Source organism: Nocardioides sp. P5_E3, assembly GCF_054049275.1.
Window position 1 is genome coordinate 73,568 of sequence record NZ_JBFUMR010000009.1, and the last position, 14,244, is coordinate 87,811.

At 70.4% G+C, this 14,244-nt stretch carries 17 protein-coding genes; 2 read left to right on the forward strand and 15 right to left on the reverse strand.

Annotation, left to right across the window (positions count from 1 at the left end):
* Positions 1-24: 24 nt before the first annotated feature.
* Positions 25-1,005 (forward strand): sensor domain-containing diguanylate cyclase, encoded by a 981-nt coding sequence (locus ACXJKB_RS07560; RefSeq protein WP_457186964.1) that lies wholly within the window; start codon positions 25-27, stop codon positions 1,003-1,005.
* On the opposite strand, the gene ACXJKB_RS07565 is transcribed toward ACXJKB_RS07560, so the two are convergent.
* Positions 1,002-2,174 (reverse strand): MFS transporter, encoded by a 1,173-nt coding sequence (locus ACXJKB_RS07565; RefSeq protein ID WP_457186966.1) that lies wholly within the window; start codon positions 2,172-2,174, stop codon positions 1,002-1,004. The genes ACXJKB_RS07560 and ACXJKB_RS07565 overlap by 4 nt on opposite strands.
* Positions 2,175-2,241: 67 nt before the next feature.
* Between ACXJKB_RS07565 and ACXJKB_RS07570 the strand changes: the two genes are divergently transcribed.
* Positions 2,242-3,225, forward strand: a complete 984-nt coding sequence (locus ACXJKB_RS07570) for a LacI family DNA-binding transcriptional regulator (RefSeq protein ID WP_457186968.1) — start codon at positions 2,242-2,244, stop codon at positions 3,223-3,225.
* Here the strand turns inward: ACXJKB_RS07570 and ACXJKB_RS07575 are convergent, their stop codons facing one another.
* The 14 genes from ACXJKB_RS07575 to prmC all read right to left on the reverse strand — a co-directional run bounded on the left by ACXJKB_RS07575 (position 3,226) and on the right by prmC (position 14,244).
* On the reverse strand, positions 3,226-3,669 hold the full coding sequence (locus ACXJKB_RS07575) for a DUF2550 domain-containing protein (RefSeq protein ID WP_457186970.1): 444 nt from the start codon (positions 3,667-3,669) through the stop codon (positions 3,226-3,228). It abuts the gene before it with no gap.
* A gap of 77 nt (positions 3,670-3,746) precedes the next feature.
* A complete protein-coding gene (locus tag ACXJKB_RS07580; protein WP_300051412.1) occupies positions 3,747-4,151 on the reverse strand; it encodes a F0F1 ATP synthase subunit epsilon in 405 nt (134 codons plus the stop codon).
* Positions 4,151-5,608: a F0F1 ATP synthase subunit beta gene (gene atpD, locus ACXJKB_RS07585; protein WP_457186973.1), complete on the reverse strand. Its 1,458-nt coding sequence runs from the start codon at positions 5,606-5,608 to the stop codon at positions 4,151-4,153. The genes ACXJKB_RS07580 and atpD overlap by 1 nt, the downstream gene beginning before the upstream one ends.
* Positions 5,609-5,610: 2 nt before the next feature.
* Positions 5,611-6,537 carry a F0F1 ATP synthase subunit gamma gene (locus ACXJKB_RS07590; RefSeq protein ID WP_457186975.1) on the reverse strand — a complete coding sequence of 309 codons (927 nt, stop codon included), beginning with the start codon at positions 6,535-6,537 and terminating at the stop codon, positions 5,611-5,613.
* 4 nt (positions 6,538-6,541) lie between these two features.
* A complete protein-coding gene (gene atpA / locus ACXJKB_RS07595) occupies positions 6,542-8,185 on the reverse strand; it encodes a F0F1 ATP synthase subunit alpha (protein WP_457186977.1) in 1,644 nt (547 codons plus the stop codon).
* Positions 8,186-8,241: 56 nt separating this feature from the next.
* Complete coding sequence (locus tag ACXJKB_RS07600) at positions 8,242-9,036, reverse strand: F0F1 ATP synthase subunit delta (RefSeq protein ID WP_457186979.1); 795 nt, start codon at positions 9,034-9,036, stop codon at positions 8,242-8,244.
* Entirely contained in the window at positions 9,036-9,596 is a 561-nt protein-coding gene (locus tag ACXJKB_RS07605) for a F0F1 ATP synthase subunit B (RefSeq protein WP_457186981.1), read from the reverse strand. The genes ACXJKB_RS07600 and ACXJKB_RS07605 overlap by 1 nt, the downstream gene beginning before the upstream one ends.
* Positions 9,597-9,636: 40 nt before the next feature.
* The gene (gene atpE / locus ACXJKB_RS07610; protein ID WP_030482691.1) at positions 9,637-9,846 is read right to left on the reverse strand and encodes an ATP synthase F0 subunit C; all 210 of its coding nucleotides are present in this window, start codon (positions 9,844-9,846) and stop codon (positions 9,637-9,639) included.
* A 73-nt stretch (positions 9,847-9,919) separates the two neighbouring features.
* Positions 9,920-10,708, reverse strand: a complete 789-nt coding sequence (atpB, locus tag ACXJKB_RS07615; RefSeq protein WP_457186983.1) for a F0F1 ATP synthase subunit A — start codon at positions 10,706-10,708, stop codon at positions 9,920-9,922.
* Positions 10,705-11,004 carry an AtpZ/AtpI family protein gene (locus ACXJKB_RS07620; protein WP_457186985.1) on the reverse strand — a complete coding sequence of 100 codons (300 nt, stop codon included), beginning with the start codon at positions 11,002-11,004 and terminating at the stop codon, positions 10,705-10,707. Before ACXJKB_RS07620 ends, atpB begins: the two co-directional genes overlap by 4 nt.
* Positions 11,001-11,459 carry a hypothetical protein gene (locus ACXJKB_RS07625; RefSeq protein WP_457186987.1) on the reverse strand — a complete coding sequence of 153 codons (459 nt, stop codon included), beginning with the start codon at positions 11,457-11,459 and terminating at the stop codon, positions 11,001-11,003. The genes ACXJKB_RS07620 and ACXJKB_RS07625 overlap by 4 nt, the downstream gene beginning before the upstream one ends.
* A 78-nt stretch (positions 11,460-11,537) precedes the next feature.
* Complete coding sequence (locus ACXJKB_RS07630; protein ID WP_300051392.1) at positions 11,538-12,731, reverse strand: MraY family glycosyltransferase; 1,194 nt, start codon at positions 12,729-12,731, stop codon at positions 11,538-11,540.
* 5 nt (positions 12,732-12,736) lie between these two features.
* The gene (locus tag ACXJKB_RS07635) at positions 12,737-13,393 is read right to left on the reverse strand and encodes an L-threonylcarbamoyladenylate synthase (protein ID WP_457186989.1); all 657 of its coding nucleotides are present in this window, start codon (positions 13,391-13,393) and stop codon (positions 12,737-12,739) included.
* A 5-nt stretch (positions 13,394-13,398) separates the two neighbouring features.
* Positions 13,399-14,244: a peptide chain release factor N(5)-glutamine methyltransferase gene (gene prmC, locus ACXJKB_RS07640; protein ID WP_457186991.1), complete on the reverse strand. Its 846-nt coding sequence runs from the start codon at positions 14,242-14,244 to the stop codon at positions 13,399-13,401.

Here is a 14,244-nt window from a genome sequence, read left to right on the forward strand (position 1 = left end):
CCGCCGACACGTTCGAGGAGACGCGTGCCCACGCAGAGCCCTGTCCTTGCGCCACCGCCGGCGCTCGCCACGATGACCAGCTTCGAGGACGCCTCCCGGCTGGTCCTCGACTACCTGCAGGCCCAGGTGCCGATGGAGTTCTGGACCGTGTCGCGCGTGATCGACGGCCGGCAGGTCTACCTCGAGGTCACGCCCGACAACGACTTCGGGCTGGGCGTCGGTGACGGTCCCGCCTGGGAGGACTCCCTCTGCCACGAGATGTGGGTCAACGGGGCTCCTGGCGTCGCCCCGGACATCTCCCGGGTCCCGGCCTACGCCTCCAACCCCGCGGCGCGTGCCCTGGCGGTCACCAGCTACGTCGGCATCCCGGTCTACAACCAGGACGAGACGCTCTTCGGCACCATCTGCGGCATCGACCCCGAGGCCCGCCCCGACTCCTTCACCGAGCTCGGTCCGCAGCTGCAGCTGCTCGGCCACCTGCTCAGCGTGGTGCGCAACCTCGACGGCCGCGCCGTGTCCCTGGCCCGTCGCCTCGAGCTGACCCTCCTGGAGTCGGAGACCGACGCGCTCACCGGGCTGCGCAACCGGCGCTCGTGGCAGCGTGCCTGCGAGACCGAGCAGACGCGCCACCACCGCCTGGGCGACCACGCGAGCATCGTGATGATCGACCTCGACGGCCTCAAGCAGGTCAACGACCGGGACGGTCACGCCGCCGGTGACGCCATGCTCCGCCGGGCCGCCGGGATCGTGCGCGGGTCGTCCCGGCAGACCGACGTGGTGGCGAGGCTCGGCGGGGACGAGTTCGGGATCCTGTGTCCCCAGACCACGGCGTCGCAGGTCGCCGTCTACGCCGACCGGATCCGCACCGAGCTGGCCGGGGCCGGGCTGTCGGCCGGCATCGGCGCCGCCACGCTGGAGCGCGTGGGGACCATCGTCGAGACCGAGGCCGCCGCAGACGCCGCGATGTACGTCGACAAGCGTCGGCGAAAGGCCGGTCGGGTCTAGCCGACCGGCTGGCCGGACCGGACGCCGCGCTGCTCGCGGGCCGCCGGCACGACCAGCGCCGCGGGCATCAGGAGCACGGCGACGACCAGCAGCGCCTTCAGCGTCCCGACCTCGTCGCCGACGAAGCCGAGGAGTGGCGGGCCGGCGAGGAACGCCGCGTAGCCGATGGTCGACACCACGCTGACCCTCGACGCGGCCCGGACCGGGTCGTCGGCGGCGGCGCTCATGCCGACCGGGAAGCCGAGCGAGGCGCCCACTCCCCACAGCACGATGCCGACCACGACGAGAGCCGGCTGCTCGGTGAGCACGATCAGCAGGACGCCGGCGCCGGCGAGCGCCATCGTGCCCCACAGCACCGCCACGCGGCCGAACCGGTCGATGAGGCCGGTCCCGGCGAAGCGGCCCGCAGTCATCGCCAGCACGAAGACGGCGAACCCGGCCACGCCCACGGCGTGGGAGACGTCGTGACCGTCGACCAGCGCGACGGCCAGCCAGTCGTTGGCCGTGCCCTCGGTCATCGCCAGGGCCAGCACCATGACGCCGATCAGGAGCGTCCGCGGCTCGAGCCAGGCGCGCGCCGCCGAGGGGGCGCTCTCCTCGTGGCGCTCCACCACGGGCAGGAACGACGGGGACGTGCGCCACACCAGCACGATGGCCAGCAGGACGATCCCCACGAGGTGTACCAGGGCCGGCACCCCGAGCTCGATCAGCAGCACCCCGAGCAGGGCACCGACCACCGTGCCCCCGCTGAAGCCGGCGTGGAAGCGCGGCATGATCGTGCGCTGCAGGCCGCGCTCGACCTCGGCACCCTCGACGTTCATCGCCACGTCCCAGACGCCGATGCCGAGCCCGTAGACGAAGAGCCCGGCGACCGTCAGCGGCAGCAGGTCGCCCAGGCCGATCGCGGCGGCCACCATCCCGAGGGTTGCTGCGCCTGCACCGATGCGGACGATGCGCACGGTGCCCATGGCGTTGATGGCGGCGCCGGTCGTCGGCAGCGCCAGCACCGAGCCCAGCGCGATCGCGAGCAGCACGAGGCCGAGCTGCCCGTTGGTGAGGTCGAAGCTGGAGCGCACCTCGGGGATGCGGGAGACCCAGCTGGCGAAGACCAGCCCGTTGAGGAAGAACGTCAGCCCCACGGCATTGCGCGCGGCGGTCAGGGTGGGCACGGTGCTGCTCCTCGGGTACACGGGCGAAACGTTTCGATCGAATCGTTTCGATGCTATCGTCCGGAACGTGTCCGGTCCAACCCGAACCCCCACCATGGTCGACGTCGCGGCTGCCGCGGGCGTGTCGCTCTCCACCGCATCCCTGGCCTTCTCCGGCAACAAGCCGGTCTCCGCGGAGACGCGCGACCGGGTGCTGGCCGCTGCCGGAGCCCTGGGCTACGCCGGTCCCAATCCCCTGGCCCGCAACCTGCGCCGCGGTCGCAGCGGCGTCGTGGGCGTCGCCGTGGGTCGGCTCAGCACCGCCTTCCGCGACCCGGCCGCTCTGCCGATGCTCGACGCCGTCTCCGAGGTCCTCGACGCCGCGGGGCTCGGCCTGCTGCTGATGCCGGACGGCGACGAGCACGCCGGACTTCCCCTCGACGCGGTCATCTACGACATCTGCGGGTGCGAGACCTGGGGCCCGTACGACGACCTGGTGGCCCGCGGCGTGCCCCTGGTCGTCGTCGAGGGCCCGGCCTGGCCCGGAGCGACGTACGTCGACGTGGAGCACCGTCGCGGCGCCGCGGACGTCGCCCGGCACCTGCACGACCTGGGGCACCGCCGGGTCGCGACGCTCACCCTCGACCCGTCGCACCCCCAGCGCGAGCGCGAGGCCGGGCTGCGGGACGTCTACCCGGACGCGGAGGTGATCGGCCCGTGCGCCAGCGACCTCGATGCGGCGCAGCGCGCCGTCGGCGCTTGGTGGGACGGCGGCGGCGAGGCGACGGCCGTGGTCTGCCAGAGCGACGTCCAGGCCGCGGGGGTGGTGCTCGAGGCGCGACGACGCGGGATGGCGGTCCCCCGCGACGTCAGCGTCGCCGGCTTCGACGGGGTCGCGACGCCGTGGCTCGACCTCGAGCTGACGACCGTCGTGCAGCCGCTGGCCGAGAAGGGACGGGCGACCGCGCGCGCCGTGCTCTCGCGCATCGCCGGCGAGGTCGTCGACGACGTGCTGCTGCCGGTCCGGATGCGGGTGGGCGGCTCGACGGGGCCGGTGCCGCCGCCGGTGTGACTAGCGGCGGTTCCAGTCGGTGCCGGGCGGGCCGGCTTCGAGCCAGGACTGGAAGCCGGTGAGCGAGGCCTCGCTCATCGCGATCTCCAGGGGGTCGTCGTCGTAGCGGCAGGCCGCCACGACGTGGCCGTCGTAGAGCGACATCTCCTCCGCGCCCGCCGGCGAGCGGCGATTGACGTACTCGAGCAGGTCGCGGGCCCACACCCGCTTGGGACGCGGTGACAGCGAGAAGATCCGGAACCACTCCAGCGACTGGCCGGAGTAACGGCCGATGCCCAGCAGCCAGCCGCGGCCCGGGTGCTCGGATCGTGCGCGGTAGCTCAGCTCGAACGTGCCGCCGTGCCGCGCCAGGAGACGGCGCCGGACAATGAGGGCGATGCCGTAGAGCAGGGCGAGGAGAAGGCACAGCCCGACGATGTCGAGCGCCCATTCCCAGACCGGCATCCACACCCTCCGAACGCAGTGAGCGCACGAACCCAGCGGTTCGTGCGCTCACCCTAGCGGTCGGGTTTCGGGCCTCGTCAGGAGGCCCGCTCCACGGCGCGGATGCGTGCTTCGGCGCGACGCAGCTTCTCCTGCGCCTCGTCGTCGTTCTCACCGGCCGCCTTGCAGCGCTCGAGCTCCTCGCGCGCCTTCTCCAGGTCGATCTCGTGCGACATCTCGGCCCGCTCGGCCAGGATCGAGACGCGGTTGTCGGCCACCGACAGGAAGCCGGCGTCGACGGCCGCGATCCAGGTCTCGCCCTCGGCGGTCTGCACGTCCACGACGCCCTCGATGATCGACGACAGCAGCGGAGCGTGGTTGGGCAGGATGCCGACGTCGCCCTCGGTCGTGCGGGCGATGACCATGGTGGCCTGGCCCGACCAGACGAGCCGGTCGGCAGCGACCAGCTCGACCTGGAGGACCTTGTCGGACGACCCGGCCATCAGAGGCTCTTCTGGATCTCGGCCCACTTCTGCTCGACGTCGTCCAGACCGCCGCACATGAAGAAGGCCTGCTCGGCCACGTGGTCGTACTCGCCGTCAGCGATCTTGTTGAACGCCTCGATGGTGTCGGCCACCGGGACGGTCGAACCCTCGATGCCGGTGAACTGCTTGGCGACATAGGTGTTCTGCGACAGGAAGCGCTGGATGCGACGGGCGCGGGACACGATGATCTTGTCCTCCTCGGAGAGCTCGTCGACACCGAGGATCGCGATGATGTCCTGGAGCTCCTTGTTGCGCTGCAGGATCTGCTTGACCCGCACCGCGCAGCGGTAGTGGTCGTCGCCGATGTACTGCGGGTCGAGGATGCGCGACGTCGACGTCAGCGGGTCCACGGCCGGGTAGATGCCGAGCGAGGCGATCTCGCGCGACAGCTCGGTCGTGGCGTCCAGGTGGGCGAACGTCGTGGCAGGGGCCGGGTCGGTGTAGTCGTCGGCGGGGACGTAGATCGCCTGGAGCGACGTGATCGAGTGACCACGCGTCGAGGTGATGCGCTCCTGCAGCTGACCCATCTCGTCGGCCAGGTTGGGCTGGTAGCCCACGGCGGACGGCATGCGGCCGAGCAGCGTGGAGACCTCGGAACCGGCCTGGGTGAAGCGGAAGATGTTGTCGATGAAGAGCAGCACGTCCTGCTTCTGCACGTCGCGGAAGTACTCCGCCATCGTCAGGGCGGACAGGGCGACCCGCAGGCGCGTGCCCGGCGGCTCGTCCATCTGGCCGAAGACGAGGGCGGTCTGGCCGAGGACGCCGGCCTCCTCCATCTCGACGATGAGGTCGTTGCCCTCACGGGTGCGCTCGCCGACACCGGCGAACACCGACACACCACCGTGGTCCTTCGCGACGCGGGCGATCATCTCCTGGATGAGCACGGTCTTGCCGACACCGGCACCACCGAACAGGCCGATCTTGCCGCCCTGGACGTAGGGGGTGAGCAGGTCGATGACCTTGATGCCGGTCTCGAACATCTGGGTCTTCGACTCCAGCTGGTCGAACGCCGGCGCCTTGCGGTGGATGCCCCAGCGCTCGGCGGGCTCGAAGGTCTCGCCCTCCTCGAGGTTGAGCACGTCACCGGTGGTGTTGAACACCTTGCCGAGCGTCGCGTCGCCGACGGGGACCGTGATCGGGCCGCCCGTGTCGGTGATCTGACCGCCGCGGACCAGGCCGTCGGTCGGCTTCATCGAGATGGCGCGGACCATGCCGTCACCGATGTGCTGGGCGACCTCGAGGATGATCGACTTGGTCTCGCCGCTCAGCTCGAACTCGCAGGTCAGGGCGTTGTAGATGGCGGGCATCGAGTCGGTCGGGAACTCGATGTCCACGACGGGGCCGATGACCCGGGCAATGCGGCCGACGGCGCCGCCCTTGCTCTCGGTGGTCGTCTCTTCAACAGTGGCAGTCATGTTCACTCACTCCCGGCTTGTGCGTCGGCAAGGGCGTTGACGCCACCGACGATCTCGCTGATCTCTTGGGTAATGCCAGCCTGGCGGGCCTGGTTGGCGATGCGCTTGTACTTCTTGATGAGCTCGTCGGCGTTGTCCGTGGCGGACTTCATGGCCTTCTGGCGAGCGGCCAGCTCGGACGCGGCCGCCTGCAGCAGGGCGAAGAAGATCCGGCTCTGGACGTAGCGCGGCAGCAGTGAGTCGAGCACCTCCGAGGGAGACGGCTCGAACTCGTAGAGCGGCAGCAGGTCGGCCTTGTCGGGGGCCTCGGTGCCCTCGACGACCTCCAGCGGCAGCAGGCGTACGGCGGTCGGCTCCTGGCTGAGCATCGAGCGGAACCGCGTGTAGACCACGTGGACCTCGTCGACGGCCTCGACGCCGGACTCGCTGTCCTCCGCGTCGGCGAGGAAGGCCGCGATCAGCGCGGCGCCGATCTCGGCCGCGACGTCGTAGGTCGGCTGGTCGGAGAAGCCGGTCCATGCCTGCATGATCGAGCGCTGGCGGAACTTGAAGTAGGCCTCGCCCTTGCGTCCGGAGACGTAGAGGTCGACCTCCTTGCCCTCGCCCTTGAGCTTCTCGATGAGCCGCTCGGCCTCCTTGAGCACGCTCGAGGAGTAGGCACCGGCGAGACCACGGTCGGAGGTGACGATGAGGATCGCCGCCTTCTTCGGGTCCTCCGGCTCGAGGGTGAGGGCGTGGTCGACGTTGGAGTACGTCGCCACGGCCGACACCGCTCGGGTCAGCTCACGGGCGTAGGGAGCCGCGGCCTGGGCCCGCTGCTGCGCCTTGATGATCCGGGACGCGGCGATGAGCTCCATGGCACGCGTGATCTTCTTCATCGACTCCGTCGACTTGATCCGCGCGCGGTACTCGCGTACCGAGAGAGCCATTGCGTCAGCCCCGCTTCTGCTTGACGATCTGCTCCTGCTCGACGTCCTCGTCCTCGAGAGCGACGTGCTCTTCCTTGCCGGCCTTGATGCTCTGACCGTCGGAAGTCTCGAACTGGTCGAGGAAGGAGTCGTAGGCCGAAGCGAGCTGGTCCTCGGTGGAGTCCTCGAACTTCAGGCTCTCGCGGATGCCGGCGAGGATGCCCTCGTGGCTGCGACGCAGGTAGTCGAGGAACTCGTTCTCGAAGCGCAGCACGTCGTCGGTCGGCACGTTGTCGAGCCGACCCGAGGTGCCCGTCCACAGCGAGACCGTCATCTCCTCGACCGGGTACGGCGAGTACTGCGGCTGCTTGAGCAGCGCCATCAGGCGCTGGCCGCGGTCCAGCTGCTGGCGCGAGGCGGCGTCGAGGTCGGAGGCGAACATCGCGAAGGCCTCCATGGCGCGGAACTGCGCCAGGTCGACCTTGAGCGAGCCGGTGACGGACTTCATCGCCTTCGTCATCGCCGAGCCGCCCACTCGCGAGACCGAGACACCCACGTCGATGGCGGGGCGCTGGTTGGCCGCGAACAGGTCGGACTGCAGGAAGATCTGGCCGTCGGTGATCGAGATGACGTTGGTCGGGATGAACGCCGAGACGTCGTTGGCCTTGGTCTCGATGATCGGCAGACCCGTCATCGAGCCCTTGCCCATGTCGTCGGAGAGCTTCGCGCAGCGCTCGAGGAGCCGGCTGTGCAGGTAGAACACGTCGCCGGGGTAGGCCTCACGGCCCGGCGGACGACGCAGCAGCAGCGACACGGCGCGGTAGGCCTCGGCCTGCTTGGTCAGGTCGTCGAACACGATGAGGACGTGCTTGCCCTCGTACATCCAGTGCTGGCCGATGGCCGAGCCGGTGTAGGGGGCGAGGTACTTGAACCCGGCGGAGTCGGACGCGGGCGAGGCCACGATGGTGGTGTACTCGAGCGCGCCGGCCTCCTCGAGGGCGCCACGCACGGCGGCGATGGTCGAGCCCTTCTGACCGATCGCGACGTAGATGCAGCGCACCTGCTTGTCCGGGTCGCCGGACTCCCAGTTCTGCTTCTGGTTGATGATCGTGTCGATGGCGATCGTGGTCTTGCCGGTCGAGCGGTCACCGATGATCAGCTGGCGCTGGCCGCGGCCGATGGGCGTCAGAGCGTCGATCGCCTTGATGCCGGTGGCGAGGGGCTCGTGCACCGACTTGCGCACCATGACGCCGGGAGCCTGGAGCTCCAGCGCGCGGCGGCCCTCGAGCGGGGTGATCTCGCCCAGACCGTCGATCGCGGTGCCGAGCGGGTCGACCACGCGGCCGAGGTAGCCGTCACCGACGGGGACCGAGAGGATCTCGCCCGTGCGACGCACGACCTGGCCCTCCTCGATCTTGTCGAAGTCGCCCAGGACCACGACGCCGACCTCGCGGGTGTCGAGGTTCAGTGCGAGGCCGAGCGTGCCGTCCTCGAACTCGAGCAGCTCGTTGGCCATCACGGAGGGAAGGCCGCTGACACGGGCGATGCCGTCCGCGGCCTCGGCCACGGTCCCGACCTCTTCCTTGCTGGCCGACTCGGGCTTGTAGTCCGACACGAAGCGCTGAAGAGCGTCGCGGATCTCGTCCGGACGGATGGACAGCTCCGTCATTTCATCTCACCTGTTCTCTGGGTCTGCTCGAAAAGTTCTTGGATGTCGGTCACGGGTCAGCCGGCGAGCTTGCGCCCGGCCTCGTCGAGGCGGGTGGAGACGGTGCCGTCGATGACGTCGTCGCCGATCTCGACACGGATGCCGCCGATGACGTCGGGGTCCACGATGACGTTGAGGTGCACCTCGCGACCATAGGTGCGTGCGAGGGCCGCGGCCAGCCGGTCGCGCTCGTCCTGGGCGAGCGGCTGCGCGACGCGCACCGTCGCCACGCCCTGCCCACGGACCTCGGCGGCCACCTTCTGGTAGCTGGCGAGGGCCACCGTGACCGTGCGGTGGCTGCCCGAGAGCGACTGCTGCACGAGGGCGATGGTCGCGGGAAGGACCTTGTCGCCCAGCAGGCCGCTGATGAGGGCCGACTTGTCGTCGCGGCTGCGAGCAGGGTCGGCGAGCGCGTCGCGCAGCTCCGGGTTGGCCTGCACGAGCCGTCCCACCGCGAAGATCTCGTCCTCGAGGCGGGTGACGTCGCTGCCGGTCGAGCGGACCGCTGCCACGACGCCCAGCTCCTCCAGGGCGTCGGGCAGGTCGCGCCCGGCGCTCCAGCGCTGGGAGACCGCCGCGCTCACCACGTCGAGGGCCTCGGTCGAGACCTTCCCCGTGAGCACGCCGCGGAGCAGCTCCGCCTTGGCCTCACCGGGTACCGACGCGTCCGTGGCGACGCGCCGCAGGCCCGGCTCGGAGCGGACCAGGTCCGCGACTCCGAACAGGTCCTGAGCCACCTTGCCGAGGTCGCCGGAGCCCGGAAGGGCCTCGGCGGCTGCGGCGTAGGCGTCGGCAGACGCTCCTCGCATCATCAGTTGACACTCCCCGAGGTGGTGCCGTTCTGTGCCTCGAGCTCGGAGAGGAACCGGTCGACGACACGGCTCTGGCGAGCCTCGTCGTCGAGGCTCTCGCCCACGATGCGACCGGCCAGGCCGGTCGCGAGGGCGCCGACCTCGGCACGCAACGAGGTGACCGCCTGCTGGCGCTCCGCCTCGATCTGGGTCTTGCCGTGCTCGACGATGCGGGTGGACTCGGCCTGGGCCTGCTCCCGCATCTCGGCGATGATCGCGGCACCCTGCTCACGCGCCTCCTCACGGATGCGCGCGGCCTCGTGCCGGGCGTCGGCGAGCTGCTTCTCGAGCTCGGCGAGCTTGGCGTCGGCCTCGGCCTGCTTGGTCTCGGCCGCGCTGAGCCCACCCTCGATGGCCGCCGTGCGCTCGGCGAACGTCTTCTCGAACATCGGGACGACGAACTTCGTGACGAGCACATAGAGGATCGCGAAGACGATGAAGGCGAGGATGACCTCTGACCAGACCGGCATTACCGGGCTGTGGGTCTCTCCCTCCGCCGCCGCCAGGACGATGTGGTCCATGAGTCGAACTCCTACGGTCTAGAGCTGGGTGCGGCGGTCGTCAGAGAGGCAGGACGAACGCGAGCGCGACGGTGATGATGAAGAGCGCCTCGGCAAGAACGAAGCCAAGGATGGCGATCGACTGCAGACGGCTCTGGGCCTCGGGCTGGCGGGCGACACCGGAGATGAACGCGGCGAAGATCAGGCCGATGCCTACGCCGGGACCGATGGCGGACAGGCCGAGACCGACCAGGTTGATGGAGCCTTCCACGGCTTTTCCTTTCGTCGGCGACGCGTCTCTCGCGCCGCTGTTTGGCGAAACTTGTGGGGTGGTGCGGAGCGGATCAGTGCTCGTCGGCGAGCGCTTCACCGATGTACATGGAGGTCAGGAGGGTGAAGACGTAGGCCTGCAGGAACATGACCAGCATCTCGAGGAAGCTGACGCCGATGCCGAGGCCGAAGGAGAGGATGCCGACCGCGCCGTAGAGGAGGTTGCCGCTGGACAGCAGCGCCCATCCACCCGTGGCGAACAGGATCAGCAGCAGGTGGCCGGCGAACATGTTGCCGAAGAGTCGCAGGGTCAGCGTGACGGGCCGGATGATGATGTTGGAGAAGAACTCGAGCGGCACCAGCAGCAGCAGGATCGGGCCCTTGACGCCGGACGGCATCGTGGCGTGCTTGAGGTAGCCGAGCGGGCCGTGCTTCCAGACCCCGGCGCCGACGTAGACGAGCCACGTGAGCAGGGCCATCGGGACGATGAAGCCGATGCGCGAGAAGCTCGGGAACTGCAGGAACGGGACCAGGCCGTAGTAGTTGTTCACCAGGATGAAGGAGAACAAGGTGAAGAGGTAGGGCACGAACTTCATGTAGTGCTCGGACCCGATGTTGTCGCGGGCCACGTTGTTGCGCACGAAGCCGTAGACCATCTCGCCTGCGAACTGGAGCCGACCCGGCACCAGCGAGGCGTTGCGCGCGGCGAGGTAGAAGAAGCCGAAGATCAGCACGGCCGACAGGGTGAGCAGCACCATCGGCTTGGTGACGTCACCGAAGATCGGAGGCAGCTCGAAGCTCCCGGGGCCCGGGGGGTGGAAGCCCGAACCGCCCTCTGCCGCCACAGGCTGGGTGATGCTCACTCCGACTCCTCGCTGCTCGTCTTGTCGCTCGTCGTGGTGCTGGCGTGCGTCTCCTGCGCGGCGGTCTGCCGCTTGAGCTGCACGATCATCATGTACGTGCCAAGTGCTCCGCCGAGCAGGACCCCCGCCGCCACCAGGAAGCGGGTGCCCAGCCACTGGTCCAGGAGCCAACCGACCGCTCCGTAGAACAGCACCCCGGCCACCAGGTAGCTGGGAGCACTGCTGCGTGACGGTTGGGAGGAAGTGGCACCGGACTCGGCCATTGCGCTGCGGACATTATCAGTCGCGGTGCTCATGACTCACCCCCGGGCGGGAGGTCGAAGTAGGGCGCCCGCTCGCGTGCGGTGAGCACGAGGTGCGCAGCCGTCCACACAAGGGTGGCGAGCACCATCGCTGCGGCCAGCCAGCCGCGCGCCTGGTCGCTCGAGAACGCGTCGCCACGGGTGATGGCGAGGAAGACCAGCAGCACGATCGCCAGCTGGGTCACGTAGGTGACCAGCGCGACGAGGAGGGACGCCGTCGGCATCGCGCTCGCGACGACGTGCAGCGACAGCGTGCCGAAGGAGACCACGAGGATCACCAGGCCGGCGCCGACGGCGGCGGCAGCGGCCGCCTCTCCCCCGTGCACCACGGCGGCGACGACCACCAGGACGACCCCAGCGAGCGCCGTCAGGGCGGCCGCTCGAGCGACGACCCGGACGCCCGGCACGAGGCTGCTGCGGCGGGTGCTCGCGCTGCTCTCGGTCGTCATGTCGGCGGCCTGTCTGGTCTCTACGGTCGGTGCTTCCCTGCTCGTGAAAACTATCACAAAGTCTCTGGGGCTCTGAAATCAGGGCCCGGGGACGGGCTCGTCCGCGTGCCCCTCGACCCGTCCTTCCACGGAGGCGTTCTCGGGCAGCCCGGTGTCGCCGAGGCCGGTCTTGCGGGGGCGGTGCAGCTTCGGCAGGACGAAGGTGAGGGCCACCGTCAGGACGATCATCGTGCCGAGGCTCCACCAGACCAGCGGGTCGTCGAACAGGCTCACCAGCACCGCGCCGGTGGCGATCGTGAAGGCCCACATCCACATGATCAGCACCGCGCGCCGCTGCGAGTGGCCGATCTCGAGGAGGCGGTGGTGCAGGTGCTGCTTGTCGGCACTCATCGGCGAGCGACCCGCACGCGTGCGTCGTACGACGGCCAGGACCAGGTCGACGATCGGCACCATCAGCAGCGAGATCGGCAGCAGCACCGGCAGCACGGTCACGAACAGGCTGTTGCCGGTCGTCTCCGGCATGCCGACGAACTGCCCGGTCAGGGTCAGCGCGCTCGCCGACAGCACGAGCCCGATCAGCATCGAGCCCGAGTCGCCCATGAAGAGTCGGGCCGGATGGAAGTTGTGGGGCAGGAAGCCCGCGCACGCCCCCGCGAGGGCGGCGCTCAGCAGGGCGCCGGTCGTGGCCAGGGTGAGGTTGGCCTGCGCGGAGGCGAAGTAGCAGTAGAGGAAGAACGCCGCAGCACCGATGCCCACCACGCCCGCCGCCAGCCCGTCGAGACCGTCGACGAAGTTGACCGCGTTCATCGTGCCGATGACCACGAGGAGGGTGAGCACGGCGCCCTGCACGTCGTCGAGGGAGAACTGCGTGCCGTCGGCGCCCGGGAAGTAGTAGAACCGCACGCCCTGCGTGACCAGCAGGCCGGCGGCGAGCACCTGCCCGCCGAGCTTGGTGAGCGCGTCGAGCTCGAAGATGTCGTCGATCACCCCGACGGCGCAGACGAGCGCACCTGCGAGGAGCACCGCCCCGGCGTCGGGGAAGACGAACTCCTCGCTCGTGGACAGGAACGGCAGGTGTCGGGCGACGAGGTAGGCCGCGTAGAGCCCCCCGAGCATGGCCAGCCCGCCCAGGTAGGGGATCGGCTCGGCGTGGACGTCGCGGTCGCGGACCGCCGCGACGGCTCCCGTGCGCAGCGCGATCTCCCGCGCGACGACCGTGAGCAGGTAGGTCACCGACAGGGCGACCAGGAAGACGAGGAGGTACTCCCGCATCCGGCCTAGCCCTGGTCTTCGAGCACGACCCCGTGCTCCTCGATCGCCGCGTTGAGCTGCTCCAGCGACAGCGCGCCGAGGCGCAGCACCCGGCCCTCGGGCACGGTGACGTCGATGATCGTGGAGGCCTCGCCGCCCGGGGACGCGCCGGCGTCGACGATCACCGACACGACGTCGCCGAGCATCTCCTCGGCCTGGTCGGCGTCGGTGGCGGCGGGGCGGCCGGTGAGGTTGGCCGAGCTGACCGCCAGCGGACCGGTGCGCTCGAGGACGGCGAGGGCCACCTCGTCGTCGGGCATCCGCACCGCGACCGTGCCGCGGGTCTCCCCGAGGTCCCACATGAGCGAGCCCTGCTGGCGGCAGACGAGGGTGAGCGGGCCCGGCCAGAACTCCTCGACCAGCGTGCGCGCCCACGGCGGCACGGTCTCGGCGAGCGCGTCGAGGGTGGTCGCGGCGGACACGAGCACCGGCGGCGGCATCTCGCGGCCGCGGCCCTTGGCCTGCAGGAGGCGTCGTACGGCCTCGTGGGAGAACGCGTCGGCGGCGATGCCGTAGACGGTGTCGGTGGGGATGACCACCAGGTCTCCACGTCGTACGGCGCCGGCGGCGGCGGTCACCGCCGCCTCCCGCTCCTCCTCGGTCGAGGTCGCAAGCCTGTCCACGCCGCTCATCGTGCCAGTCGCGCGGTCGTGTAGCGCGGTCGACCCGCGAGGTCGAGGTGGTCGCGCACGTCGAGCCACCGCCCGGTCGCGGTGAAGACGGCCGGCGCCGAGGCGCCCTGGACGTCGGCGTGCTCGGCCCCCACCACTCCCCCTGGCCGGAGGAGGGCGGCCGCCCGGCGCTCGAGGAGCCGCATCGCGTCGAGCCCGTCCTGCCCCGAGAAGAGCGCGAGGTGGGGGTCGTGGTCGCGTGCCTCGACGGCGACGGACTCCCAGGCCTCCAGCGGGATGTAGGGCGGGTTGCACACGACGACGTCGACGGTGCCGGCGAGGTCGTCGAAGGCCTCGAAGGCGTCGCCGAGCCGGAGGTCGACCCCGGCGAAGGGGGCGAGGTTGGTCTCGGCGTAGCGGAACGCGTCGGGGCTCATCTCGACCGCGTGCACGTCGGCGTGCGGCACCTCGTCCTTGACGGCCGCGGCGATCGCGCCCGACCCGGTGCACAGGTCGACCACCACCGGCGCCCCGGCGAGAGACTGCGCCTGCTCGATCGCCCACCCGGCCAGCAGCTCGGTCTCGGGGCGCGGCACGAAGACCCCGGGCCCGACGGCCAGCTCGACGTGGCGGAACGCCGCGGTGCCGGTGAGGTGCTGCAGCGGCTCGCGGGCCGCGCGGCGCGTCAGCAGGGCGTCGTACTGCTCCTGCTCCCCCACCCCGAGGTCGTCGAGCAGCGGCAGCCTGCCGAGCGGCACGTCGAGCACGTGGGCGAGGAGGAGGTCGGCGTCACGCTCGGGCGAGGCGACGCCGGCGTCCCGGAGCCGGGCGGCCGCCTCGCGACGCGCCTGGCTGGGCCGCAC

What these genes read in the sequence shown, in the direction of transcription:
- ACXJKB_RS07575 (WP_457186970.1), bottom strand. Translation starts at nt 3,669, where the DNA reads ATGCCGGTCTGGGAATGGGCGCTCGACATCGTCGGGCTGTGCCTTCTC.
- ACXJKB_RS07580 (WP_300051412.1), bottom strand. Translation starts at nt 4,151, where the DNA reads ATGGCCGGGTCGTCCGACAAGGTCCTCCAGGTCGAGCTGGTCGCTGCC.
- atpD (WP_457186973.1), bottom strand. Translation starts at nt 5,608, where the DNA reads ATGACTGCCACTGTTGAAGAGACGACCACCGAGAGCAAGGGCGGCGCC.
- ACXJKB_RS07590 (WP_457186975.1), bottom strand. Translation starts at nt 6,537, where the DNA reads ATGGCTCTCTCGGTACGCGAGTACCGCGCGCGGATCAAGTCGACGGAG.
- atpA (WP_457186977.1), bottom strand. Translation starts at nt 8,185, where the DNA reads ATGACGGAGCTGTCCATCCGTCCGGACGAGATCCGCGACGCTCTTCAG.
- ACXJKB_RS07600 (WP_457186979.1), bottom strand. Translation starts at nt 9,036, where the DNA reads ATGATGCGAGGAGCGTCTGCCGACGCCTACGCCGCAGCCGCCGAGGCC.
- ACXJKB_RS07605 (WP_457186981.1), bottom strand. Translation starts at nt 9,596, where the DNA reads ATGGACCACATCGTCCTGGCGGCGGCGGAGGGAGAGACCCACAGCCCG.
- ACXJKB_RS07620 (WP_457186985.1), bottom strand. Translation starts at nt 11,004, where the DNA reads ATGAGCACCGCGACTGATAATGTCCGCAGCGCAATGGCCGAGTCCGGT.
- ACXJKB_RS07625 (WP_457186987.1), bottom strand. Translation starts at nt 11,459, where the DNA reads ATGACGACCGAGAGCAGCGCGAGCACCCGCCGCAGCAGCCTCGTGCCG.
- ACXJKB_RS07630 (WP_300051392.1), bottom strand. Translation starts at nt 12,731, where the DNA reads ATGCGGGAGTACCTCCTCGTCTTCCTGGTCGCCCTGTCGGTGACCTAC.